The sequence below is a fragment of the Corallococcus sp. NCSPR001 genome (assembly GCF_017309135.1).
GTDB lineage: Bacteria > Myxococcota > Myxococcia > Myxococcales > Myxococcaceae > Corallococcus.
In genome coordinates, this window is record NZ_JAFIMS010000002.1 from 344,130 (window position 1) to 368,456 (window position 24,327).

The window sequence follows — 24,327 nt, forward strand, 5'->3', positions numbered from 1 at the left end:
TGGCACCACCCGGATGCGGATCCGGGAAGGGGAGGGCAGCGCATGGACACGGTGAAGATGCGGGTCGCGAGGCCGACACGGGACCTGGACGCGGTGGTGCGCTTCTACCGGGACGGGTTGGGCTTCGAGGTGCTCGGAGGGTTCGAGGACCACGCGGGGTTCGACGGCGTGATGCTCGGGTACGCGGGTGCGCCGTACCACCTGGAGTTCACGGTGGAGCACGGACACGAAGCGCCGCGAGCTCCATCCGAGGACCACCTCCTGGTGTTCTACGTGCCGAACCCAGAAGCGTGGGCGGAGCGGGTCCACCGCATGGAGCGCGCGGGCTTCGCGCCGGTGCGGTCACGCAATCCGTACTGGGACGCGAACGGGAAGACCTTCGAGGATCCGGACGGCTACCGCGTCGTGCTTCAACGCGCCGCCTGGTCGCGCTGACCGGTGAAGCGCGGTGGCGCGTGTTCCACGTGGAACACGCCCGTGGGTCCAGCCGCGTGATGGAGCGGAGTCCGGGACCGTCGCCGTGAAGTACGGCAGTGACCCGAGCCCCGAACCTCCATGCGAACAACGCGCATGCCCGAGGCCTCACGTGAAAGCGCATGCGGACCGGATTCGCCGCGCCCACGGTCAGCGGCTTCCTGTTCCACGTGGAACGTCCAAGGCGAAGTCGCCCGGATGCGTTCGTGAGCCCGATGCTCTGCGTTCCACGTGGAACGCGTCCGTGAGTTCAGCCGCGTGACGAAGCGGGTTCGGAAACGGGGCGGCTGGGGTCTCGCGCGAAAGCGCATGTGGACCGGATGCGCCGCGCCCGCGGTGAGTGGCTTCCTGTTCCACGTGGAACGTCCGCAGCGGGAGCCTCATGTGAAACGCGGAGGCACGGCACGGGATGCCCATGTTCCACGTGGAACACGCGCTGCCTGATGAGCTGGCGGAAGGACCTGAAGCTGGATGCCGTTGGGTCCTGGCTGAGCACCATGAGGTGCTGCGTGAAAGCCGTCCACGAAGCACGGGACCCGCGCCGTTGTCCGCGCATGAGCACGCGAGTTGGTCCGCATCGCGCCGTGGCTTCGAACTCAGGCATCCGCATGCGCGGTCGTCCACCGGATCCGCCGTGGGATGGACATCGCTGAAAAGGGACGAAGCGATGGAAGCACGGTCCGAGTGCCCGGCCGGTGTTCCACGTGGAACACGGCTGGCCACTGGTTCGCGAGTGGAGGCGCTGTCGAACAAGCGTTGAAGTGGCGCACGGTTGTTCGCCGTGGTGTTGAACGGGGCCTGACCTGGAGCGCTTGATGGGGCGAAGGGGAGGGGAGCTGTCGCCCATGCGCCTTCGCTTGTTCCACGTGGAACACGCTTCAAGAAGGGGCTCCGCTGGTTGCTTGGACTGCGGCCGTCAGCGTGAAGGGCAGCGTGTTGGATGTGCTGTTGGGCGCTGAAGAAGGCACCGATGAACGGCTCTTCAGCAGGCCCGCATCACAGCGGTTCGTGGGCCGTTGGCCATCGGATCCGGTCAGGACGGTATGCCGTGATTCATGGGTGGCGGATGCGAAGCGAAGTGGATGGAAGGGAGCCCCAGCCCGGTTGCTCCTTCTCCAACCTTGGTTCGAAGCACGCGTGCCGGAAGTGGTTCAGGCACTTCCACTTCATGGTCCCCATGACGTGTTCCACGTGGAACGTCCCGGTATGGAAGCGGCGGCTGAAGCGGGCATCAGCGCTCAACGAGCACCGATGGATTCGGTGCTCGAAGAAAGTGAAGCCGTGTTCCACGTGGAACGTGCTGGTGGATCCACCGCTTCGTGGCGCTGTGTTCATGAACGGTGCGGGACCGGTGTTCCCGTTGCGCGTGGTCGCGGGCGCGGACGCGTGTTCCACGTGGAACCTCATGGTGGGGACCGTGTCTTCAGCCACTCCGGTTCGTATGAAGCGCTGAAGGCTCTTCGATGCGCGGTGGTTGGGACGGCTTGAGCGTGTTCCACGTGGAACGTGCTGGTGGATCCACTGGCTGAACAGGCAGGTCATCGCGGCTTCTGTCCCGTGCTTCACCGGCCTGTGGTTGATGTGCCGGTGCTCACTGCAAGCGCGTGAGATGGCGTGCTCGTGTTCCACGTGGAACGACCGCGTGAGCCCGGCGCGCTGAGATGCGCCCTTGGCCACGATGGATGCGGCGACTTTCTTCGCGCATGTGCTCGCGACCGCAGCCGCCGTAGTTCTTCGCGCCGTCTGTTCGAAGCGGTGTGACGGGGTGCACTTGAAGCGGTGCTGAGCTGGGAACCTGGTTGATGAGATCTGTGCGGGACGCCGCGCATCGAATCGTGTGCTCGCCCTGGCGTGCGCGTGGAACGCGTGGCTCGGAAGCGAGGTCGTTGGTCGGCACGGCCCGCGAAGCGCGTTGGACTGGTTCTCCACACGGCGAGGTTCGCGAACTCACGCGTGTGCAGCGCGGGATGTGCGGCCTTGGGTCGGCGTGGTCCGCGAAGCGCGCTGGGCCGTTGTCGCGCATCGTGAGTCCGTGCGTGTTCCACGTGGAACGCGCGGCACGGATGTGCGGCCTTGGGTTGGGCTGGTCCGCGAAACGCACCGGAGTGTCCTTCGGCATCGTGGGTTCGGGCGCTCGCGCGTGTTCCACGTGGAACCGGCGGGCGCGCGACTTCAGTGGGCGTGGTCCGCAAAACGCACCGGACCGTTCTTCCGCATGGCGACGCTCGACCTCATGCGTGTTCCACGTGGAACCTGAAGGTACGGATGCGTGGCCTTGGGTTGTGGGGTGGTCCGCGAAACGCACCGGACCGTCCTTCCGCATGGCGAGGTTCGCGTGCTCACTCGTGTTCCGCGTGGAAGCTAGGGGCAGAGCGCGAGGCTCGGGTTGGCGCGGTCCGCGAAACGCACGGACCGCTCTTCCTCATGACGAAGTTCGCGTGCTCATGCGTGTTCCTCGTGGAGCCTGTTGGCGCTGGCGCGCGACTTCAGTGGGCGTGGTCCGCGAAGCGCGTTGGACCGGTTCTCAGGATGGCGGTGCTCGACCTCATGCGTGCTCCACGTGGAACGGCTGGCTGGATGGGCGACCTTCAACTGACGCGGTTCCGGAAGGTCGGACCGTGCGGCTGCGTGGCGGTGCTCGCATCCGTTCATGCCGCGTGACTCGCCTTCGATGTCCCGCCCGCATTGGATGGGGAGGCGCGAGAAGTGGCGGAGACCGGCGCATCTTCGAAGCGCCGTCCGGTGGAGTGGGTTCGTGCGAAGCGTGGCCAGGCAGTCCGTTCACCTCGCGGTGCGCATCCGCGGGCGGTCGCTCATGTGCGCGACCCATCGATGCCCCCGCGCCTCAAGCTCGGTTCGTGGAAAGTGGTGGCCCGGCCGTTCGCACCAGGACGCCGGTCGCGTGAACCGGCTCATGTTCGATGTGCCGCCGCGTTGAGCGAGGGTCCGTGGGCGAAGTCCCAGACCCGTGTTCGCATCGCGAGATGTCGGCCGCGCGGACTCGCTCACCTTCAAGGTGCCGCATGCGTTGAACGGCGTCGTGCTCGCAGCGGCATGGCGCGGGTTCCACGTGGAACCGTCGGCGGCCGTGGCTGGGCCCCCGCATCCACGGTCCGCGCGCCTGCCGGACCGATGATGGACGCCGTGCCTCACGGCGAACCGCGTGAACGGCCACCAGGGTCCAACGGCGCGCCTGAGCTGCGTCCACGCCGCCGCGAATCCGGAACCCACGGACCGAAGTCGCCGCACCGGCTCGCGCGAAATCCACCCGCCGCACGAACCCACGAAGCCCAACCCGTTCCACGTGAAACGCCGGATCCGCGAACCGCGCGAAGCCGCCGTCACGAAATCTCCGCGCGGGACCCCCTGAAAAACCCAACACCCTTCCGCCCCGCACGGAATCACCACCCTGGAAGCAGCCGAGCAGGCACTCGCAGCCACCCTCATCCGCGTGAATTTCCACCGCGCACGGGCCCCCGAGCGAGGGGCCGGGCAGGGCTCGCGTCCCACCTTGGATGGGAAATTGATCCGTCCTCGAACCCCGTGCTAGCTGCCTGATCAGGCCCCGATTCGCGCGCACGTCCGCGCGAACCGCGGGCGGGGCTCTGGCGTCAGCCGGGGCGAGAGAGGATGGGCCACGTGGGTCGTATCATCTGCATCTCCAACCAGAAGGGCGGCGTGGGTAAGACCACCACCGCCATCAACCTCGCCGCGAGCCTCGCCTCCGCGGAGCGCCGCACCCTGCTGGTGGACATGGACCCCCAGGGCAACGCCGGCAGCGGCCTGGGCCTCAAGCGCGAGAACCTCACCGGCACCGTCTACGACGCACTCCTCGGAGGCCGCCCCGCTTCGGAGCTGGTCCACCCCACCGAGCTGCGCTTCCTCCAGGTCATCCCCGCCACGCCCGACCTCACCGGCGCGGAGGTCGAACTCGTCAACCAGGAGCGCCGCGAGTTCCGCCTGCGCGAAGCCCTGCTGCCGCTCAAGGACAAGTACGACTACATCATCATCGACTGTCCGCCCTCGCTCGGCCTGCTCACGCTCAACGCGCTGGTGACCGCGGACTCCGTCCTCATCCCGCTACAGTGCGAGTACTACGCGCTCGAGGGTCTGTCGCAGCTCACGCACACCATCGACCTGGTCAAGCAGGGGCTCAACCCCTCGCTGAAGATGGAGGGCATCCTCCTGACCATGTTCGACGCGCGCGCCAACATCGCCCACCAGGTCGTGGATGAGGTGCGCGGCTACTTCAAGGACCAGGTCTTCCAGGCCGTCGTGCCGCGCAACGTGCGCCTGTCCGAGTGCCCGTCCTTCGGCAAGCCGATCATCCTGTACGACATCAAGTCCAAGGGCTGCGAGAGCTACCTGGCCCTGGGCCGCGAGCTGATGCGCCGGGACTCCCCCAAGCCGTCCAAGCGCCGGGTCGCCTGACCGGTCGCCTCCTTAATAGAGAGATGTGAATGGTGGGACCGGGTGCCCGGTTCGCCGTGAAGCACTCAAGGCCCATGCGCGCCGGTCTCAGGCCGGCGCGGGGAGTTCCCAACCGCCGTGCAGAAGAACGCAGACACCCAGAAGCGCGCCCTGGGCCGGGGCCTGTCCGCCCTCATCCCCCAGGCCGCCCCCGCCGCTCCGGCGCCGGCCGCCCCGCCGCCGAAGCCCGGCGTGCTCAAGCTGGCCATCGAGTCCATCCACCGCGACCCGCTCCAGCCCCGCCGCCACTTCGACGAGACGAAGCTCCACGAACTCACCGAGTCCATCAAGGCGCAGGGCCTGCTCCAGCCCATCCTCGTCCGGAAGAACCCGAACAAGGGCGGCGACGGCTACCTCATCATCGCGGGCGAGCGCCGCTGGCGCGCCTCCCAGGCCGCGGGCCTGAAGGAGATCCCCGCCATCGTGCGCGAGGTCACGGAGGCCGAGTCCTTCGAGCTCGCCCTGGTGGAGAACCTCCAGCGCGCGGACCTGAACCCCATTGAAGAGGCGGACGGCTACCGGCGCCTGGTGGAGGAGTTCAAGCTCACGCAGGAGCAGGTGGCCCAGAAGGTGGGCAAGGAGCGCTCCACCGTCGCGAACGCGCTGCGCCTCCTGGCCCTGCCCCCGGACGTGAAGGCCATGGTGGCGGACGGGTCGCTGTCCATGGGCCACGCCCGCGCGCTGCTCGGCGTGCCCCGGCTGCCGGAGCTCCAGAACCTGGCGAAGCAGGTGACGGAGAAGAAGCTGTCCGTGCGCGACACGGAGCGGCTGGTCCAGCAGGGCAAGTCCGCGAAGGGCGGCAAGGATTCAGGAAAGCCGGCGCCCAAGGTGAGCCCGCAGGTGAAGGCGCTCACCGAGGAGCTGCAGCGTCGGTTGGGGACAAAGGTCCGTCTGTCGGAGAAAAGCCCGGGAAAAGGCACCCTGGAAGTCGACTTCTTCTCCTACGATGACCTCGACAGGCTGTTGAAGCTTCTGAGGAAGGAGTAGGGCGTGGCGCTCCTTGGCGGGAAGAAAGACGAAGCACCCAGCAAGCCCCTGTTCAAACGGGAGGAGGATTTCGTGTCGACGCGTCCGGGTGAGGTTCACACGCTTCTGGGCAAGGGAAGCGAGTTCGAGGGGAAGCTCACCTTCGAGGGTCAGGTTCGAATCGACGGCAAGTTCAACGGGCAGATCGTCACCAAGGACGTGCTCGTCATTGGCGACGGCGCCCGCGTGCAGGCGGAGATTCAAGCCGGCACCGTCATCATCAACGGCACCGTGGAAGGCAACGTGCGCGCCACGCAGCTCATCGAGCTGAAGCAGCCGGGCCGCGTGAAGGGCAACCTGGAGACGCCGTCGCTCTCCATGGACCGCGGCGTCATCTTCGAGGGCTCCCTCAAGATGGAGAACATCGGCAAGGGCGGCGGCAACCCGCCCCCGCCCGGAGAGAAGAAGTAACGGTGCGCCTGTTCGCGTCCAGCGCGCGGAAGACCCCGGGGCTCATCGGCCTCGGGCTCGTCTCGCTCGGTGTCCTGTTCGGCGGCTGCGAGGGCTGCCAGAAGAAGACGCCGGCCGAGGACCTCACGTCGGAAGACGCGGGGCTGCGCTCGGGCGTGAAGGTGCCGCTGCCGCCGGGCTGGTCCGCGCAGGTGGCCACCGACGGCAGCTTCCAGGCGGGCCCTCCCGGCCGCCCGGCGCTGCGCGTGGATTTGAAGCCGGGGCAGGGCGAGCAGATGCCCTCCTCGGAGACGCTGGCGGACACCGTCCGTCAGCAGATGAAGCAGTTCACGCTGTCGCTGGACCAGGAGGAGGACACCCCGTCCTTCGCCCTCCTGCGCGTGACCATGGCCCCGTCCCTGGCGGACGGCGGCGTGGGCCCGGAGGCGCCCGCGTTCTTCGGCGCCCGGCGCGTGGGAGAGGACCTGTTCCTCTGCGCCAGCCTCCCCGGCGCCACCCCCGAGGAAGTCCGCCTGGCCACCGAGGCCTGCCGTACCATCCAGGTCCAGGCCGCGCCCCGCTGACAGTCCCTGCGTGAGGGCCGCGGCCTCCTTATGAAGGAGCGCGGAGGCCTCATGGACGACTGGCGCAAGAACCTCATCGAAGACGCGGAAGGCATTGGCGAGCTGCTCACGCGCACGAAGCGCATCGCCGTGCTGGGCATCCGCCCGGAAGCACTGGCGGACAAGCCCGCGCACGCCATCCCGAAGTTCCTCAAGGACCACGGCTTCACCGCGCTGCCCGTGCCCACGCACGGCGAGCAGGGGAGCATCCTGGGCGAGCCCATCTCCGCGTCGGTGAAGGACGTGCCCGGGGACGTGGACGTGGTGCAGGTGTTCCTCAAGCCGGACGACATCGACGCGCACGTGGACGCGATGCTGGCGAAGAAGCCGCATGCCGTCTGGTTCCAGCTGGGCATCCGCAATGACGCCGCGGCCGAGCGGCTGGCGCGCGCGGGCATCCGCGTGGTGCAGGACCACTGCATGAAGGTGGAGTGGAAGAAGCGCCACCCGGAAGGGCGATAAGCGCCGGCCGAGGGGAGCCCGGGAACGTCCTGCGCGGCCCGGGTGTCCTCATTACGTGAAGAGCGTGATGTTTCGAGTGGCTGTGACTGGCAGGGGATGGACTTCGGGGCCGGCCCGGGGTGCAATTCCGTCCACGTGCTGTCAGCCGGAGTCCCCGGGACTTCCCGAAAGCCTTCCGACTTCCTAACCTTAGCTTCCCGACCTGTGTCGAGCGCCCGCCCGTCCCGGGTCTTCACGCTGTGCCCCTCGTAAGGAGTCCGCGCATGACGCTCACCGAGATGCTTCCCCTCCCCCTGGCCGCCGTGGAGATCGGGCCCCTGGGTGAGCAGCTAGCAGCGGCGGGGGGACTCGTCATCACCGCGGCCGCCGCGCTCTGGGCCGCGTGGACCCGCCCGCAGCAGCAGCCGGCTCCGGTGCCGGTGCCCGTGCGCCGGGACCCGCCGCGCCGCCGCTAGGCCGTCCGTCGCACCCGCCTCCTGGATTCGGGCCGAGGCCCCGGCGCCGCTCAAAGCGCAGCGCCGGGCGGCCCTGAGTCCTACCGCTTCATCGCCAGCGACAGCGCGAAGTCTCCGTCCGCGTCCGTCCACCACGCGGCCAGGTCGAGGCCCGCGTCGCTCAGCTCCGCCTGCACCTGCTCGCGACAGAACTTGCAGCTCACCTCCGTGCGCAGACATTCGCCTTGCGCGAACTCCACGCGCCGCTCCAGGTCCTTCAGCCACACGGACTGGGCCTTGCGTGAGATGAGGCGCATCTCGATCCACTTGTTCGTCTCATCGAACGGGGCCAGGTGCTCGAAGGCCTCCGGGTCGAAGTCCGCGTTCAGCTCGCGGTTGAGCACGCGCAGCACGTTGCGGTTGAAGTCCGCCGTCACGCCCGCGCTGTCGTTGTAGGCGGCGAAGAGGCGCTCGCGGTCCTTGATGAGGTCCGTGCCCAGCAGCAGCCCGTCCCCGGGCTTCAGCCCCGCCGCCAGCTCGCGCAGGAACAGCGCGCGCTGCGCGGGCTTCAGGTTGCCGATGGTGCCGCCCAGGAAGGCGACCAGCCGCCGGCCGCCGCCCGGGATGCGGCCCAGGTGCTGCTCGAAGTCGCCCACCACCGCGTGCACGGCGATGCGCGGGTACTCGCGCGCCAGGCCCTCCGCGGCCTTGCGCAGGAAGGCCTCGCTCACGTCGAAGGGCACGAAGCGCTTGAGCTGCCCGGCCGCGTCCATGGCGTCCAACAGCAGGCGCGTCTTCTCGCTGGTGCCGCTGCCCAACTCCACCAGCGTGTCCGCGCCGCTCAGCCGGGCCACGTCGTCCGCGTGGGCGCGCAGGATCTCGCGCTCGCGGCGCGTGGGGTAGTACTCCGGCAGGCGGGTGATGTCGTCGAAGAGCTGGCTGCCGCGCTCGTCGTAGAGCCACTTGGGGCTCAGCTCCTTGTGGGACCCGTGGCAGAGCCCCTCCAGCACCTCCGAGCGCAGCGAGCGCCGAGCGTCACCGGGTTGCACGTGCACGTCCACCTTCACGCCCGGCGACGCGTAGCCCTCCGCGACGCGTGACTCACCCTGCTCCGACCTCATCCTCATGTGACCCTCACTTCACGTCGCGTGCACAGCGGAAGCCGGCGAAGATCTGCCGGCGGATGGGGAAGTCCCAGTTGCGGAAGCTGTTGCGCACCGCCACCGGCGCGCTCGCCCAGGCACCGCCGCGCAGCACCTTGGACGTGTCTCCGAAGAAGACCTCCGAGTACTCGCGGTACGGAAAGGCCCGGAAGCCCGCGTACGGTTGGAAGTCGCTGGCGGTCCATTCCCAGACGTCGCCGAGCAGTCCCCAGACACCGTCCGCGCTGCGGCTCAGCGGATGGCTGCCCACGGGCGACGGCCCCCAGCGCGTCCCGCCCAGGTTGGCGTGCGCGTCCGTGGGCGCGGCGTCCCCCCAGGGGTGCGCGCGAGAGACACCGTCACTGCCCTGCGCGGCCTTCTCCCACTCGGCCTCGGTGGGCAGGCGCTTGCCGACCCAGCGCGCGTACGCGTCCGCCTCGTACCAGGACACGTGCTGCACGGGCTCGTCCCTGGGCAGCGGCTCCACCGTGCCGAAGCGGCGGCGCAGCCAGACGTGGTGGCCCTGCGGGCTCCAGAAGAGCGGGTGGCGGATGTTCTCCGCCTGGATCCACGCGAAGCCCTTGGGGTCCCACCAGCGCGGATCCTCGTAGCCGCCAGACTCCACGAACACGAGGAAGTCCCCCGTGGTGACCGGGTGCGCGTCCAGGAGGAAGGGCGCCAATTCCACGACGTGCCGGGGGCGCTCGTTGTCGTAGGCCCACGGGTCGTCCGTGCCCAGGCGCACCGGGCCGCCGGGGATGAAGACCTCGTGCTGCGGCACCGCGCCGGGCCGGGGCCGGTGCGATTCCAGCGGGTGGTACTCCACGTGCGTCATCAGCTGCAGCGTGGCCGCCAGCGTCTCCGCGTGCTGCTGCGCGTGCTGCGCGACCATTCCGAAGACGAAGCCGCCGTGGAGCAGCGGATCCGCGCTGTCCTCGGGCAGCGTCTCCAGGTGCGCGGCCACCGCCGCGCGCACGCGGGTGGCGTAGGCCCAGGCGGCCTCCGGCTCCAGGAGCGGCAGCGTGGAGCGCGTGTTCCGCGGGTGGCGGAAGGCGTCGTAGATGGCGTCGAACGCGGGGTCGGTGAAGGCCGGAGCCCCCAGCGCGCGAAGGAGCCACTGCTCCTCGTAATTCGCCATGTGGGCCACGTCCCAGACGAGCGGGGACATGAGCGGCGAGTGCTGCCGCATCAACTCCGCCTCTGGCAGCGGCGCGAGCATCGACTGGATGCGCTCCCGCCCCGCCTCCAGCTCCCGCCAGGCCCGGGCCTTCCACGGCACGGCCTGCTGGGGGACTCGAGCGCTCCCCTGTTCCTGGCTCCTCAGCGACATGGTCGGCCCAAGGTAGGAAGGGGCTCCAGGCCCCGCTAACCCCCCGGGCCCCCCTGGTGGGACAGACCCGTGAGGGAGCACACGTTTGCGAGCCCGCTTCCCCTCCGCGGTGACGCGGAGTCCTAACCAAGGAGGGGGACCCTGTCGGAGAATTCTGGACCGGAGAGTTCGTTTCTGTCCAAAAGATACTCCCCGAAGGTGGTTCCTGGCTCAGGGCGGGCGCCGCTGGCGGCGCGCCTGGAGCCGGTCCAGCAGTTGGAGCAGGTCGAACCGGGGCGGCAGCCGCCACCGGCGCCACATGGCGGTGAGGCGCAGCAGGCTGGCCCCGGCGATGGCGGCGGCCTCGGCCAGGGGCGCGGGCACCTCCAGGCCCACCGCGAGCGCGACGTAGAGCAGGCCGCACAGCAGCGCGACGGAGGCGAACAGCTCGCCGGGGGCGACCAGCGCGGTGCGCTCGCCCAGGAGCACGTCCCGGATGACGCCGCCGCCCACGGAGGTGACGAGCCCCAGGAACACCGCGGACGGCAGGGGCAACTGGAACGCGAGCGCCTTCTCCAGCCCCAGCACCACCCACATGCCCAACAGCAGCGCGTCCACCACGTCCAGCGCCCGGTGCAGCCGGGACAGCCACGGCCCGAAGAGGACGGCCAGCACCGCGCACGCACCCACCGCCAGCAGGTAGCGCGACGAGCGCAGCGCCGCGGGCGTCTCCCCGAGCAGCACGTCGCGCAGCATCCCGCCCCCCACGCTGGTGCAGATGGACAGGGCCAGCACCGCCATGGCGTCCAGCTCCCGCCGCAGCGCGTGCAGCGCCCCCGACAGGGCCCCCAGCCCCACCGCGCCCAGCTCCAGGTAGACGGGCAGCATCAGCATGACTCCCGAACCTCCCAGAGTGGCCGGCCCGGCCCCAAGGGGGTCATCCTCCAAGGCGGTCATCTGTCCACCAGTTGTCGGGGTATTCCGGGAAGGCGTGCCCGCGTGGGGGAGGGGGTCTCTATGCTGCGGGACATGGTTCAGCCCGTGCCGCACAAGCCCGTGCTGGTGGTGGAGGACGACGAGGATGCTCGCGCCGCCATCGCCGAAATCCTGGAAGCCGACGGCTACGAGGTGGCCGTCGCCGCCAATGGCCGCGAGGCCCTGGACGAGCTCCAGCACCTGCCCCCGCCGAGCCTCATCCTGCTGGACCTGAGGATGCCGGTGATGGACGGCCCGGAGTTCCTGCGCCACCTGCGCGCGGACTGGCCCCGGCTGAAGGCCGTGCCGGTGCTGCTGTTGTCAGGCGTGGGGACGGAGGCGCTGCCGGACACAGGCGGCCTCCTGAAGAAGCCCATCGTCCCGGACGAGCTGCTGGCCACCGTGGGCCGGCTGTCCGGCCGGAGCGCGTGAAGCCAGGGCCCGAGCGGCCCCGGGTGTGTCAGCCCAGCCGCGTCACCGCGAGCAGCGTGAGCGTGCTGGCGCGCGGGTCCTTCTCGTAGACGAGCTCCAGGTCGTGCCCCTCCACGCGGTGCCGCGCGGGTCCCGCCACCGAGTCGTGTGACTTCGACCGCTCCGCCAGCCGCGCCAGGGTCTGTTGCAGGGCCTCGAAGGCCTCGGACGACATCCGACCCACTTCCCGCCACGCGGGCGGCGCGTAGTGGACGCGGTACGGCAGGACCAGGCGGTTTCTTGCGGAAGACTGGGACACGGGGTGGGTTCCTCGACGCTCCTTCGCTCATGCGAACCGCGTGCCCGCCTGCGGATGCCGGGAATTCCAGGCACTTTCGCGATGGGGCGGCCGTGACGTCTGAAGAACTTACGGACTGGCCAGAAATCGTAGGGGAAGAAATGACTGGCCGTATGGCAGGCCCGGCAGGGGGGTGAAGGGGCCCCTGGCCGTCCGTCCGGGTGGGGCTGGGGCGGGCCCGGGGGGCGAGGTGGCTGCCCCCTTCCGCGTGGGGTGCGCAGCCTTGAGGGGACGGGGCCGTTCCCGGCGCCCGCGCACCCCCGAGGAGACACACCATGGCACGGAGGACTCCCACTCCCTGGTCCCTGACGAACGGGCTGTTGTTCGGCCTGGCCGCGGGCGTGTTGCTGGCGCTGGCGCAGACGGCGTTGGCGGTGGCGGCGGGAGAGGGGCCGCTGGTGCCGGTGCGGATGAGCGCGGCGGTGTTGCTGGGGCCGCCGGCCTTCACGCCGCAGGTGTCCACGGCGGTGGCGGTGGCGGTGGGGCTGGGGGTGCACCTGGTCATCGCGGCGGGCTGGGGCGTGGTGTACGCGCTGCTGGACGCGATGCTGCCGGTGGACGGACGGGGGCGCTGGGAGTTCCAGGCCGCGGTGGGGATGCTCTTCGGCATCTTCGTGTGGCTGGTGGACTTCCAGCTGCTGGCGCGCGGCTACTTCCCCTGGTTCCTGAGCGTCCCGCAGTTCCTCCAGATTGTGTGGCACGCGGTGTTCCTGGGGCTGCCCATGGCCCTGCTCTTCACCGCGGCCGAGCGCCGGCGCGCGCCCGTGCCCGAGCCCACCCCCTGAGAGGGGCGGTCCAGGGAGGGCGTAGGGGGTCGGAAAAAACGCCAGAGGTAAGGTGACATGACCCGACCTTCAGGGTTAAGCCCAGCGCCCGGTGCCATGGAGGCCCCACGCACCCGGGACTGAGAAGGGCATGGACACGGAACTGGCGGGAATCCTCGGCGCGGCGGCACGGAACGTTCGGGTGAAGCTGGGTCTGACGCAGGCGGACGTGGCGGACCGCATCGGCATGGCGTCGGAGGTGTATGGCCGGCTGGAGCGCGGCCACATGCTGCCGAGCGTGCAGAACCTGCGCCGTCTGTGCGTCGTCCTGAACATCCCGCCGCACGACCTGCTGGGCCTGGGCGAGGAGTTCGCGGCGCCCGCGCCGAAGGAGAAGCCCCGGGCGCGGACGGAGGAGGACGTGCCGGAGATGCGGCGGCTGATGCGCAACCTGCGGCGGCTGACGCCGGTGCAGCTGAAGCTGATGAACCTGGTGGCGTCCGCGATGCAGCAGCAGAAGAAGAAGCCCTGAGGGGGCGTGGCGTTAGACTGGGTCCACCATGGTTGAAGAGCTGGTGCGGAGGCTGGACCTCAAGCCCCATCCGGAGGGCGGCTACTACCGGGAGACGTACCGGGCGGCGTTCCAGGTGCAGACGCTGCGAGGGCGCAGGTCCGCGGGGACGGCCATCTACTACCTGCTGCAGCGGGGGGAGTTCTCCGCGTGGCACCGGGTGGTGGGCGCGGACGAGCTGTGGCTGTTCCACGACGGGGAGCCGCTGGCGTTGCACCTGGTGCACGAGGACGGCCGGGTGGAGTCCCCGGTGCTGGGGCGGGACGTGACGCAGGGCCAGCAGCCGCAGGTGCTGGTGCCGGCGGGAGTGCTGCAGGCGGCGGAGCCGCTGGGCGCGTACACGCTGGTGGGCTGCACGGTGTCGCCGGGCTTCGAGTTCGCGGACTTCGAATTGCCGGAGGCGGAGGCGCTGGTGGCCCGCCACCCGGCGCACGAGGCGCTGCTGCGGAGGTTCGCGAAGGCCGGAAGGCGCTGAAGGGCTCAGGTGCCCCAGGGGCGCAGCGGGGTGAGCAGCCCCGCCGCCTGGAGGCGCGCCTGGACGTCCGCGGCAAGGGCGACGTGGGCGGGGTTGGAGGCGCTGAACTTCTCCTGCGTGAGGGTGATGAGCGTGCCCCGGTCCGGGAGGTGCTCCACCTGGACGGAGGAGGGCAGCGGGGGCACGGGCCCGCGGAAGTCGGCGAGGTAGGTGACCCAACCGACGAAGGTGCCGGGTTCGGGAAACCGGCCGGCCGTGATGAGCTGCCGGTGCTCATTGGACGTAGCGAGGGCGACCTCGGGCTCCCACGCGAGCGCCATGGCGCGCACCACGCCGGTCATGACGGGCGCGGTCACGACGCGCTTCGCGACCTCACTCGTGCCCAGTGGGTTGAGGATGCAGGTAGAGGTCAAGTATGGCGACGAGCCGCCGCAGCAGCCATTGACCCCCGAGGTTTCATCCGGCGACTCCCCGGCCCAGAGCCAGAACCTGGAACCATCACCAATCCGGTTGCTCTTTTTCCCCAGGAGCTTCGCGAGCGTCATGGCATCTGGTTGGACTTGTCGCTTGCGTGCCTTTTCAAAGGTTGCCGCGGACTGATACCAGCGGCTCCAGGTGGGCTCGAGCGGAGCCATCATTCCGAGGAAGGACTCCAGGCGTCGGGCGCAGGCATCCACTGGCTCCAGACGAGTCAGCCAGTAGCAACCCGCGTAGTGTGTCTCAAGCATGGCTACAGCATGCCTCATCGAATCGGTGAGATGGTCACCACGTCAATCCGGATGCCGTTCAACTCGAATGCATTACGTAGGAAGGTGGCGAATCGCTCCTCGGCGACAATCCATCGGATGCGCTTTCCCTGTGCCAGCCTGGATTGACGCCTTGCTTGGTCAAGCACTTTGACAAAACCTCGGTAGAACTCCTCTAACGACATGTCGTCCTTGATGAACTTCGCGTAGCCCGGGCCCTTGGCCTCCAGCAGCAAGTCGTCGGCCAGGTCGTAGCCGTCGAAGTCGACCTCTTCGTCTCCGACCTTGAGCCGGTACGCGGAGCCCTTCGGCGCTCCGGTCACCTGGGCCTGATAGTCGCGGGCGCGGTCGGACATCGACTCATTCACCTGCACCCACTTGCCCGGGCCTCCCGTGCTGTTGCTCGGAGGAGGTGGGCCCTTCACGGCCATGGCCACCGCCGTGGACGCGAGTGTCACCTCCACCACGCCGTCCACCACCGCCACCGCGCTCACATCCAGCACGCGCGCCGGGTTGAAGCCCACATTCGCCGCGCCCGCCCTCACCGCGTCCGGAAAGCGCGGCATCAACGCGAGCGATGACGACAACCCCATCGTCACGCCGTGACTCACCAGCACCGTCACCGCGAGCACGAAGACGCGCGCCACCTCCGGCCCCAGCGCCTGCGCGAAGACCTCCGCTGCCTCCTCCAACTCCTGGAACGTCTTCGCCCTGTCCGTCGCATCCTTCAGCGCGCCGCACGCCCTCACCACCGCGAGGAACGACTGCACGCCCACGTACGCCAGGAACACGGCGGCAATCACCGCCGCGGCCTTGGTGAACACAGGCTCCGGTGCCGCCGCCAGCACCACCCAGGACGCAATCGCTCCCGAGACCACGGAGACAAAGAACTCCGGATTCAGCGTGTCCTGAAGCGCCGCACCGATGCTCGCGCGCAACGGGTCCAACGACATGCCCACCGCGAGCGTGAGCCGGTCCAGCTCACCGAAGCCCGCACCATCCTCCAGCAACGACAGACAGTCCCCAGAAGCCTCATGCGCCCGGCACCACCGCCCGTACCCGTCCCGCAGCATGAACCCGAGCCCCAGGTCCAGCTGCGCCCCCTTCTTCGCGACCGCGCGCACCACCTTCGGGGCCCGCACCGTCAGCGGCACCTCCAGCACCAGTCGCGCCAGCGCCTCCTCGAACTCCCGAGCACTGACCGGCACGCGCCGGTCCCGCGTCACCGGCGCAAACGTCCGGGTCCCCCGCTCCGTGCGCAGCCGCACCGTGGGGCCGCTGGCGCAGCCCGTGAGCAGTACGAACAACACCATCCACACGCCGGCCTTGTGCGCACGCATGCCGTGCATCATGCGCCCCAAAGACAACGGGGCGGAAGGCCCGTGCGGACCTCCCGCCCCGAAGGGGCACCACCGTCAATGACAGACGGGGCTAGTTGTTCTTCACGGTGAAGCTGAAGCTCTGGATGACGAAGTTGTCCACCGCGTCCGTCATCCACACGTCCACCGTGTGCGTGCCATCCAGCAGCTCGCGCGTGTCCAGCGCCGCGGTCCAGTTGCCGTTCGACTGGAGCGTTCCGGCGCGGATGCCCGACCCGTCCCGCGTGAACGCCACGTTCTTGATGCTGCTCAGCGCATCCGTCACCCGCGCCGTCAGCGTCACCACGCCGCCCACCGTGCTGCCCGGCGCCGGCGTCAGCAGCGTCGCCGTGGGCGCCTGCGTGTCGTAGCGCACCGTGCGCGTCACGCGCGTCGTGCGGCCCGCCTCGTTCGTCGCGTCGATGGTCAGCGTGTTCACCCCCGACGCCAGCGTCACCGACGTCTGGATTTCACCGCCGCCGCGCGGCAACTGGAACTGCTGCGCGCCCAGCTTCACCGTCGTCGCGGACACGGACGACACGCGAATCACATACGGCAGCGTGTGGTTCGCGCGAGGCCCGAACGTGGCCCCGTCCGCCGGGTCCGTCGTCACCGTGGGCGTGCCCGGGTCCACGAACACGTGCACCACGGCCTCCGTCACGTTGTTCGCCGAGTCCGTGGCACGCACCAGGATGCCCTGCTCGCCGAAGTTCGGCAGGCTCACCGGGTGCGTCACCGAACCGGTGCCGAACTCCAGCAGCGTGGTGTTCACCCACTGCGTCTCCACGCGCGTCGGCGTCTGCTCGTCAATCTGGCTGATGACGTCCACCAGGCTCCCCACCACCTGGCCCTGCACCGGCGACTGGATGGTGATGACCGGCGGCACGCGGTCCACCGTCAGGTTGATCTGCTTCGTCGTGATGCCGCCCAGGTTGTCGCGGCCCGTGAGCTGGATGATGTTCGGCCCCTCCACCAGCTCCACCGGCACGTAGACCAGACCGCCGCTCAGCTCGGGGTTCACCACCACCGGCGCGCCGCCGTTCACGATGAAGGCCGCGTAGGTGATGACCGCGCCGTTGGTGGCCGGCTTCACGAAGCCCCACGCGTTCAGCGTCGTCTCGCGGAGGAACGCGGGCTGGTTGCCCATGATGACCTCCGGCGGCGTGTACGGATAGGCGTTGATGTTCAGCGTCTGCGCCGCCGTGCTGCCCAGCAGGTTCTGGCTGTTCGGCTGCAGCGTCACGCCGGAGTACACCGCGCGGTAGTCCTGCGCGCCCGTGGCGGACCACGTGTCCGTCGCGATGCTCCACGGCAGGGAGAACACGCCGTCGCCGTCCGCGTCGTCATCCGCGCCAATCGCCACGCCCGCCACGAAGAAGGTCACCACGCCCTTCAGCGGCCCCGTCACCACCGCGTTGTTGGATGCGTTGCGCACCCGCGCGGACAGCAGCGTCGCCTGGCCAATGGTCACGCTCGCGTTCGCCGCCGGAGTGACGATGGCCGTCGTCGTCGCCAGGCCCGTCACGGGCGGCGGCGGCGGCGTATAGGTCTTCGCGCGAGCCGAGGCGGACACGCCCGGCGCGCCACCGGAGGCCGCCGTCACCGTGACCTCCGACAGGAGCGACGGCAGCAGGTTCGCCGGAGCGCGCACCGTCAGCTTCACGGTGGACTCCGCGCCGGAGGCCAGGAACACCGTGGGCCGGCTCAGCGTGGCCGTCCAGCCCGGCAGGCCGCCCGCGGCGCTCATCGTGTACGTGTCCGCCTGGTAGCCGTGGTTCTTCACCTTGAACGTGTAGGTCGTCTCCTGCGCGGCCGGGTCGTAGATGGGGAACATCTTCGTGTCCTCGCCCACCACGGACACCTCCACGCTGAAGTCGCCGAAGCACGCCAGGCCCAGCGACGCGAACGTCGTCGGGATGTCCGGCGACGCCGTGCCCGAACCCCAGCTGCCGTCCGCCGCCTGCCGCGTCTTCAGCCACTCGATGGCGTTGAACAGGCGCGCGTTGCTCGCCGGCTCCTTGCCCGCAAGGCACAGCGCGTACACGCCAATGCCCGTGGCGAAGTCGTTGGACGCGTCCGAGGGCAGGTTGCCCCAGCCCTTGCCGCTCACCGCCGGCATCGCGATGAGCTGGTTGGCCAGCGTCTGGATGGCGTTGGCGTTCACGTCGTTCTGGCCCGCGCCCGCGGCCTTCAGGCCCACGATGGCCCACGACTTCTGGAACGTGTACGGCATGCCGTCACCGGTGCCGGACGTGTCGTTGTTGTTGAGGTTCGCGCGCAGGTACGCGGCCGCCTTGTCGATGGCCGCCTGGTACTGCGCCGCCTTCGCGGGGTCCACGCGCTGCTTCGCCTGCGACAGCGTCACCAGGAAGCGCGCCGTCAGCGGCACGCTGCCGTGGTCCACCGGGAAGTTGATGTGGTCCTCCGGCCACCGGCCGCTGGCCTGCTGCACGCTCACGGCCCAGTTGGCCGCCATCACCAGCGCGCTGCTGTACTGCGTGGACACGTACTGGTCGAAGCCCGCCAGGCCGAACGACGCCCAGCTCGTCTTCTCATTGGGGTACAGCGTGCCCTCGTGCAGCCAGTTGCCCGCGGGCCTCTGGTCCGCCTTGATGCGCGCGCCCAGCAGGTCCAGGTTCCCCTGGATGGTGAGGCCGTTGGAGGTGGCCTGCGCCATGTTGTAGCCATTGGCCTTGGCGCTCGACAGGCCGAACACCGCCGCGCCCTGGCGGTGGCACGCGATGCAGTTCTGCGACGTGGTCCAGTTGGCCACGTCCGCGCTCAGGAACTGGATGGCCTTCTGCGTGGCCTCCGTGTTGGTGGCGGCGGCGGCCGGCGGGCTGAAGGCCGACAGCACCAGCACCGCGAACATGACGAGTCGCGCCGCCCAACGGGGCGGCGTACGGGATACGGCGGATGACATGGGGGAACGTCCAGGGGCCTACGGGTGGGCACACCCGGACGCGAGGCTCAGGCATCGTGGCCCGTGCACCCCGCGAAAGGCGTGCGGGGCTAGAATACTCAAGTTTGGCTGTAACTGTCCAGGGAGGGGAAAGGGCCCACAGCCTGAGAAATCAAGGACATACGGCCAGTCCTGCGAGTCCGCCGGGACTCAGCCTTCCTGTGAGCCCCGGGTGCGCTTCCACAGCTCGCGCAGCAGGATGATCCCGAACTGGGAGTCATTGAGGATGTACCGGCGCCACAGGCGCTTGGGCTCGTGGGTGAGGCGGTAGAGCCACTCGAAGCCGGCCCTGGCGATCCACTCCGGGGCGCGCTTGGCGGTGCCGGCGATGAAGTCGAACCCCGCGCCAATGCCGATGGCCACCGTGGGCCCCAGCTTCTGGGCCACCTGGGAAATCCACACCTCCTGCTTGGGGCTGCCCAGCGCGACGAAGAGCAGGTGCGGGTCCTTCTCCCGGATGCGCGCGACGATGGGGTCGTTCTGCGCGTCGCCCGCGTCCAGGTTCACCATGGGCGAGTCCCAGCCCACGACCTCGATGCCGGGGTACTGCGCCTGGAACTGCTTGCCCACCTTCTCCGCGACGCCGGGGCCCGCGCCCAACAGGAAGATGCGCCACTTGCGCTCGGCGCCCAGCTTCACCAGCGGGAGGATGAGGTCGGAGCCCGCGATGCGCTCCGGCAGGGACACGTCCAGCATGCGCGACGCCCAGACGATGGGCATGCCGTCCACCACGGAGATGGTGGCCTTGGCGTACGCGTCGCGGAAGCGCGTGTTCGTCTCCGCCAGGACGACGTGGTCCACATTGGCGGTGAAGACGTAGCCGCCCTGGTGCGCGTCCACCAGCTCGCCAATGGCCGTGATGGCCTCCGGGAAGGTGAGCTGGTCGATGGTGAGCTGGCCGATGTTCAGGCGCGGGCGGGGGGAAGCGGCGGCGGGGGCGTGTGCGGTGGTCAAGGCGTCGTCTTCACTTCACCGTGAGGTCCAGCACGGTGATGGAGTAGGGGGGAAGGCGCTGTGAAAGGGCCTGCTCGGCCTTGGTGCCGGTGGCCTGTTCGGTGAAACCGCCCGGCGCGCCCGAGTACCCCATGACGCGCACGGTGTTGAGCGAGCCGCAGCCCTTGAACTCCAGCTGCGCCTGGGCGGCCTGCTCGGGGTCGAAGTTGAGCAATACGGCAGTGAGCTTCTTGCCGGACGCGTCCCGGGACGCGAAGAGGCTGGTGCCCTCCGCCGCGGTGGTGGACAGGGTGTTGTCCTGGAAGCGGCCGCCGCGCCCGTCGAAGTCGCGGTACGCGCGGAACGCCCAGAACGTGGGGCTGTTCTCCGCGGGGTACTGCCAGAAGAACGCGGACGTGAGCCCCTGCTGCCCGAAGCGGCCCAGGGCCTCCGCCTGCGCCAGGCCGCCGCTCATGTGCTTCATGGCGCCGAAGTTGTACTCGCCAATGGACATGCCCCGGCCGGGGTAGTTCTCCGCGATCCACTGCTTCACACGGGGAATGAGCTGGATGGGCTCGGCGATCCACGACTCGTCCTTGTACGTCGGATCCCACAGCGCGCGCGTGGAGCGGATCCGCCGCGCGTTGGTCTCTGGATCCGTGGCGCCCTCCAGGCCCAGGCCCACGTTGGTCTGCGGGTAGAAGTGCACGTCCACCACGTCCAGCAGGCGCACGCCGGTCTTCTTCTCGTGGTCGCGCAGCTCGCGCAGGTACCAGGGCAACAGGGGCACGTCGCCGTGCGCGCGGCGGTCGGTGTACGGCGGGCGGCCGGGCGCGAAGTCCGCGGCGGACCAGAAGTAGTTCGTCCAGCCCCACTCGGCGGGACCGGCGATGACCGCCTCCGGATCCGCCTTCCGCACGGCGGTGCCGTACTCGATGGTGCGCTTGAGCAGCTCGTCGTAGGTGAGCGGATCCGGATGCACGTCCCGGTGCGTGGAGCTCCAGAGGGCGGGCTCGTTGTCCAGGATGTACATGTTCACGCCGCGCCTGGCGGCCTTGAGCGACTTCACCCACTCGGAGATGAACTCCGGCGGCGCCTGCACGCTGGTCGTCGTGGGCGCGGCGGGGACCAGGGGCGTGCCGTCGCGGCGCACGCCGTTGCCGCCCGCGGGCTCCGTGTCGTCCTGGGCCTGCTGCGGGCCGAAGGTGGACACCGGGAAGCCCACGGAGGACGTGTCCTTGGCCACCCAGCCAATCAGCGGCAGCGTGAGCGCGGACTGGACGTTGTTCTTCCGGTTGGACTCCAGGAAGTCATCCGCGCCGAAGCCCAGCTCCACGTTGCGGAAGTACCAGTCATTGCCGGTGTTCCACGCGCGGCCCAGCTTCCAGTTGTAGCGGGACGTGGGGTTGCCGCCCCAGCGGCGGATGGTGGCGCCCAGCTTCCACTGGTGCGTGTCCGTGGTCTCCTTGTTGCCGTCCAGCGCGATGCCGTAGATGAGCGGGCTGATGGGCTTGGACGGCGCGGTGCAGTCGATGATCATCTTCGACTCGCGGCCATCGCCCCGGCCCATGCGCCCACCGCCGGCCGCGCGCGCGGCGGCCACGTCCGGCGACAGCGGCACCAGGGCCACCTTGTCGAAGAGCACCCAGTCCCGGCCCACCTCCTTCGACGCGCGCAGCACCAGGCGGTCGAAGGACTCACTGCGCGGGTTGAGGACCTCCATGGGCACGACGACCTCCGCCCACTCGCGGTCCTTCTTGACGATGAACTCCGGGCTGATCCGCACGTGCGGGAACGTCGCGGCGCCGGGGGCGTCCAGGCGCACGTCCAGGAACTCGCCGTAGGACTCCGGAGCGGTGAAGCGGAACGTCAGCGCGCCGTACGCGCCCGGCAGCTTGGGCCGGTAGAGGATCCACCCGCCGTAGTTGAACATCCGCAGCCGCGCGGGAGCGCCCTTGGGCAGCTCGCGAGGCGCCCAGCCGATGTCCTTCCATCCGGCCTGGAGGCCCCCGTCGTACACGGCCACCGCGTCCGTGGCGGCGGGCTGCGAAGCGGGGGAAGCATCCTTCGACCCGGCCTGCTGCGCCATGGCCACGCCCGCACCACCGCCCAGCACCGCGCAGGTGAGGATGACGGTCCGCTTCCACCGTCCGCGCTTCGTCTCTGCCATGACCTTCCTCAACGCATCCCCCGGAACGAACCCGGCACAGCGGATCAGCAAGTGACAACGGCTACAGCGGGACCTCGTCCAGGTCCTTGCGCGGGAAGATGCGCGCGGGGATGCCCACCGCCACGCTGTCCGGCGGCACGTCCTGGAGCACCACGGCGTTCGCGCCAATGCGCGACCGGGCGCCGATGCGCACGGGGCCCAGGATGCGGGCACCCGCGCCAATCCAGACGTCGTCCTCGATGGTGGGGTAGCCGTTGTCCTTGGCGGTGCCCACGGTGTTGTTGCCGTAGAAGCGCACGCGGTCGCCGATGCGCGCGTCCCCGCCGATGACGACGCCCAGGCTGTGCACGAAGTACACGCCCTTGCCCAGCGTCACGTCCTTGCCGATTTCGATGCCCATCACCGCCGTCTGGGCCACGCGCAGCACGTGGTTCACCAGCGGGATGTGGAAGGCCAGCGCCGCCTCGCGCGCGCGGTTGAGCGCGGTGATGCGGTACGAGTCGCTGGTCAGCACCACCTTGGCGATGGACTTCGCGTCCGACGTACCGGTGGCCGCCTTGGCCATCTCCAACGCGTCCGAGATGAGGGCTCCGAACATGGCTTTCATCCTTGGGGATTTCCCCGGCCCTGCAGGTAGCGAGCGAGCCCCTTGGCGACGCCCACCCAGCCACCGGCCTCCGTGCGGGCACCGCGCAGGTACTCCATGCCGTACGCCACGGACGTGCCCGCGAACGCGGCGCCCGTGAGCCCCAGCTTGTCCGCGACACCGGAGGCCTTCACCACGGCCTCCGTCAGCCGGCGCGACGCCTCCGGCGCCACCACCGCGGAGGCGAGCAGCGGGCGGGACAGCAGGTTCGTCTCGAAGAAGAGGCGCCACGGGTTCACGCCCTTCACGTCCGGGTGCTTCACGGACACGTGGGTGTCGAACATGCCGTAGCGGTGCGCGCGGCGGATCCACTTCTCGAAGCTGACGTGGTCGCTGCCGTGCAGCACGTACGCGTCCGGCGCGAAGAGGAACGCGCAGCCGGCCTTCTCCAGCCGCACGCCCAGCTCCACGTCCTCCGACTGGCCCAGCGTCTTGTCGAAGCCGCCCACGCCCACGTAGTCCGCGCGGGGGAAGGAAACGTTGCCCGTGTACAGGTGGTTGCCGCGCGCCTTCGCGCCGGGGACGGAGAGCTCCTCCGCCATGCGGTTGTTGAGGTGCGCGTACCAGCGCTCGAAGAGGGGCATGTCCCCGATTTCGGGGTCCGGCCGGATGCGGCCCAGCACCACGTTGCGCGAGCCGGGCGGGTGGTGGGCCAGGTGGCGCGCGAGGAAGTCGGAGGCCACCTGCATGTCGTCATCCGTGACGAGCACCGTGGGGGCCCGGGCGGCCAGCACGCCCCGGTGCCGCGCGGCGGCGGCGCCCGCGTTCTGCTGCACCTCCACGCGCAGGGTGTAGGGCAGCTTGAGCGCGGACAGCGGGCCCTTCACGTCGGAGGCGGAGCCGTCGTCCACCACCACCACCTCGAAGTCCTCGGGCGGCAGCGTCTGGCCGGCCAGCTGCTGGAGCAGACGGGTGATGAGGGGCAGCCGGTTGTACGTGGCGATGACGACGCTGAGCCGGGGGGCCGGGACAGCGGGGGTATCGGAAGGGCTCATGGCTTCTTCTTCTTGGCCGCGTCGGCGCGCTTCTGCTTCTTCGTGGGACGCGGGAAGGTGACGCTGCCGGCGAAGCGGTCCTCGCCCACCAGCTGGAGGGTCTTCTGCGCGGCGCCGAAGTCCGTCTCGCCCAGGGTGACGACCAGCAGGGCGGTGTCCGCGGCCAGGGCCAGCGGGAGGCTCGCGGGGTGGGTGATGAGCGAGTCGATGACCACGATGACCCGCTCCCCCTGCTCCACGCGGCGGCGCACCTCCTGGACCATGCGCGGGGCGCCGGCGGGCTCGATGCCGGTGGCGTCCACCAGGCGCAGGGGCGGCTCCGGGTAGGGCGCGCCGGCCTCCATCAGGGCCTGGCCCGCGTCCTGCGCGGGGGCGCCGGGGTGGGCGGGGACGACGACCAGGTAGCTCCAGGCGCGGCGGTCCAGCGCGAACCACAGCCGCGACAGCTCCGGCGAGGGCACGGCGCTGGCGGGCGGGGTCTCCTCGGCGGGCGTCGGGGGGCTCGAATCGGCGGACATGGGAGCGCGGACGGTATAACGCAATGAGGCGTCATGACCCAACGACCCGGGCGGGCGGGCAGGCGAAGGAGCGCGCCACCGGTCTGCTGTCACGGCTGACACCCCCCAACGGACC

General features: G+C 69.7%; 23 protein-coding genes. 11 read left to right on the forward strand and 12 right to left on the reverse strand.

Features of this window, described 5'->3' with window-relative positions; genetic code table 11:
- Positions 1-42: 42 nt before the first annotated feature.
- The 7 genes from JYJ93_RS03315 to JYJ93_RS03345 all read left to right on the forward strand — a co-directional run bounded on the left by JYJ93_RS03315 (position 43) and on the right by JYJ93_RS03345 (position 7,900).
- A complete protein-coding gene (locus JYJ93_RS03315; RefSeq protein WP_206786501.1) occupies positions 43-435 on the forward strand; it encodes a VOC family protein in 393 nt (130 codons plus the stop codon).
- A 3,678-nt stretch (positions 436-4,113) separates the two neighbouring features.
- Positions 4,114-4,905: an AAA family ATPase gene (locus tag JYJ93_RS03320; RefSeq protein WP_014400846.1), complete on the forward strand. Its 792-nt coding sequence runs from the start codon at positions 4,114-4,116 to the stop codon at positions 4,903-4,905.
- 117 nt (positions 4,906-5,022) lie between these two features.
- Positions 5,023-5,931, forward strand: a complete 909-nt coding sequence (locus JYJ93_RS03325; protein WP_206786503.1) for a ParB/RepB/Spo0J family partition protein — start codon at positions 5,023-5,025, stop codon at positions 5,929-5,931.
- A gap of 3 nt (positions 5,932-5,934) precedes the next feature.
- On the forward strand, positions 5,935-6,381 hold the full coding sequence (gene bacM, locus JYJ93_RS03330; RefSeq protein WP_014400844.1) for a bactofilin BacM: 447 nt from the start codon (positions 5,935-5,937) through the stop codon (positions 6,379-6,381).
- A gap of 2 nt (positions 6,382-6,383) precedes the next feature.
- Positions 6,384-6,944, forward strand: a complete 561-nt coding sequence (locus JYJ93_RS03335) for a hypothetical protein (RefSeq protein WP_206786506.1) — start codon at positions 6,384-6,386, stop codon at positions 6,942-6,944.
- 51 nt (positions 6,945-6,995) lie between these two features.
- Entirely contained in the window at positions 6,996-7,445 is a 450-nt protein-coding gene (locus tag JYJ93_RS03340) for a CoA-binding protein (RefSeq protein ID WP_206786508.1), read from the forward strand.
- Between the two features lie 263 nt (positions 7,446-7,708).
- Entirely contained in the window at positions 7,709-7,900 is a 192-nt protein-coding gene (locus JYJ93_RS03345; protein WP_014400841.1) for a hypothetical protein, read from the forward strand.
- 80 nt (positions 7,901-7,980) lie between these two features.
- Here JYJ93_RS03345 and egtD read toward each other — a convergent pair whose 3' ends face one another.
- The 3 genes from egtD to JYJ93_RS03360 all read right to left on the reverse strand — a co-directional run bounded on the left by egtD (position 7,981) and on the right by JYJ93_RS03360 (position 11,224).
- Positions 7,981-9,006 (reverse strand): L-histidine N(alpha)-methyltransferase, encoded by a 1,026-nt coding sequence (gene egtD, locus JYJ93_RS03350; RefSeq protein WP_206786509.1) that lies wholly within the window; start codon positions 9,004-9,006, stop codon positions 7,981-7,983.
- 7 nt (positions 9,007-9,013) lie between these two features.
- Positions 9,014-10,351, reverse strand: coding sequence for an ergothioneine biosynthesis protein EgtB (gene egtB / locus JYJ93_RS03355; RefSeq protein ID WP_206786511.1), 1,338 nt, complete (start codon positions 10,349-10,351; stop codon positions 9,014-9,016).
- Positions 10,352-10,561: 210 nt separating this feature from the next.
- Positions 10,562-11,224 (reverse strand): TRIC cation channel family protein, encoded by a 663-nt coding sequence (locus JYJ93_RS03360; RefSeq protein ID WP_206786513.1) that lies wholly within the window; start codon positions 11,222-11,224, stop codon positions 10,562-10,564.
- Positions 11,225-11,359: 135 nt separating this feature from the next.
- Between JYJ93_RS03360 and JYJ93_RS03365 the strand changes: the two genes are divergently transcribed.
- Complete coding sequence (locus JYJ93_RS03365; protein ID WP_242543649.1) at positions 11,360-11,737, forward strand: response regulator; 378 nt, start codon at positions 11,360-11,362, stop codon at positions 11,735-11,737.
- 28 nt (positions 11,738-11,765) lie between these two features.
- Here JYJ93_RS03365 and JYJ93_RS03370 read toward each other — a convergent pair whose 3' ends face one another.
- The gene (locus JYJ93_RS03370) at positions 11,766-12,035 is read right to left on the reverse strand and encodes a hypothetical protein (protein WP_147447378.1); all 270 of its coding nucleotides are present in this window, start codon (positions 12,033-12,035) and stop codon (positions 11,766-11,768) included.
- Between the two features lie 314 nt (positions 12,036-12,349).
- Between JYJ93_RS03370 and JYJ93_RS03375 the strand changes: the two genes are divergently transcribed.
- The 3 genes from JYJ93_RS03375 to JYJ93_RS03385 all read left to right on the forward strand — a co-directional run bounded on the left by JYJ93_RS03375 (position 12,350) and on the right by JYJ93_RS03385 (position 13,884).
- Positions 12,350-12,859 (forward strand): hypothetical protein, encoded by a 510-nt coding sequence (locus JYJ93_RS03375; protein WP_206786517.1) that lies wholly within the window; start codon positions 12,350-12,352, stop codon positions 12,857-12,859.
- A gap of 130 nt (positions 12,860-12,989) precedes the next feature.
- Positions 12,990-13,370 carry a helix-turn-helix transcriptional regulator gene (locus tag JYJ93_RS03380; protein WP_206786518.1) on the forward strand — a complete coding sequence of 127 codons (381 nt, stop codon included), beginning with the start codon at positions 12,990-12,992 and terminating at the stop codon, positions 13,368-13,370.
- Between the two features lie 28 nt (positions 13,371-13,398).
- Positions 13,399-13,884, forward strand: a complete 486-nt coding sequence (locus tag JYJ93_RS03385) for a cupin domain-containing protein (RefSeq protein WP_206786519.1) — start codon at positions 13,399-13,401, stop codon at positions 13,882-13,884.
- Positions 13,885-13,889: 5 nt separating this feature from the next.
- Here JYJ93_RS03385 and JYJ93_RS40765 read toward each other — a convergent pair whose 3' ends face one another.
- The 8 genes from JYJ93_RS40765 to JYJ93_RS03425 all read right to left on the reverse strand — a co-directional run bounded on the left by JYJ93_RS40765 (position 13,890) and on the right by JYJ93_RS03425 (position 24,212).
- The gene (locus JYJ93_RS40765) at positions 13,890-14,630 is read right to left on the reverse strand and encodes an immunity 52 family protein (RefSeq protein ID WP_347402692.1); all 741 of its coding nucleotides are present in this window, start codon (positions 14,628-14,630) and stop codon (positions 13,890-13,892) included.
- Positions 14,627-15,970 (reverse strand): restriction endonuclease fold toxin 5 domain-containing protein, encoded by a 1,344-nt coding sequence (locus JYJ93_RS03395; protein WP_206786521.1) that lies wholly within the window; start codon positions 15,968-15,970, stop codon positions 14,627-14,629. Before JYJ93_RS03395 ends, JYJ93_RS40765 begins: the two co-directional genes overlap by 4 nt.
- Positions 15,971-16,061: 91 nt before the next feature.
- A complete protein-coding gene (locus JYJ93_RS03400) occupies positions 16,062-18,911 on the reverse strand; it encodes an Ig-like domain-containing protein (RefSeq protein WP_206786523.1) in 2,850 nt (949 codons plus the stop codon).
- A 189-nt stretch (positions 18,912-19,100) separates the two neighbouring features.
- A complete protein-coding gene (epsA, locus tag JYJ93_RS03405; protein WP_206786525.1) occupies positions 19,101-19,904 on the reverse strand; it encodes an exopolysaccharide biosynthesis glycosyltransferase EpsA in 804 nt (267 codons plus the stop codon).
- A 10-nt stretch (positions 19,905-19,914) separates the two neighbouring features.
- On the reverse strand, positions 19,915-22,053 hold the full coding sequence (gene epsB, locus JYJ93_RS03410) for a GH44 family glycoside hydrolase EpsB (protein WP_206786527.1): 2,139 nt from the start codon (positions 22,051-22,053) through the stop codon (positions 19,915-19,917).
- A gap of 61 nt (positions 22,054-22,114) precedes the next feature.
- On the reverse strand, positions 22,115-22,651 hold the full coding sequence (epsC, locus tag JYJ93_RS03415; protein WP_014400828.1) for a serine O-acetyltransferase EpsC: 537 nt from the start codon (positions 22,649-22,651) through the stop codon (positions 22,115-22,117).
- 5 nt (positions 22,652-22,656) lie between these two features.
- Positions 22,657-23,694, reverse strand: a complete 1,038-nt coding sequence (epsD, locus tag JYJ93_RS03420) for an exopolysaccharide biosynthesis glycosyltransferase EpsD (RefSeq protein ID WP_206786529.1) — start codon at positions 23,692-23,694, stop codon at positions 22,657-22,659.
- Entirely contained in the window at positions 23,691-24,212 is a 522-nt protein-coding gene (locus JYJ93_RS03425; RefSeq protein ID WP_242543650.1) for a hypothetical protein, read from the reverse strand. Before JYJ93_RS03425 ends, epsD begins: the two co-directional genes overlap by 4 nt.
- Positions 24,213-24,327: the final 115 nt, after the last annotated feature.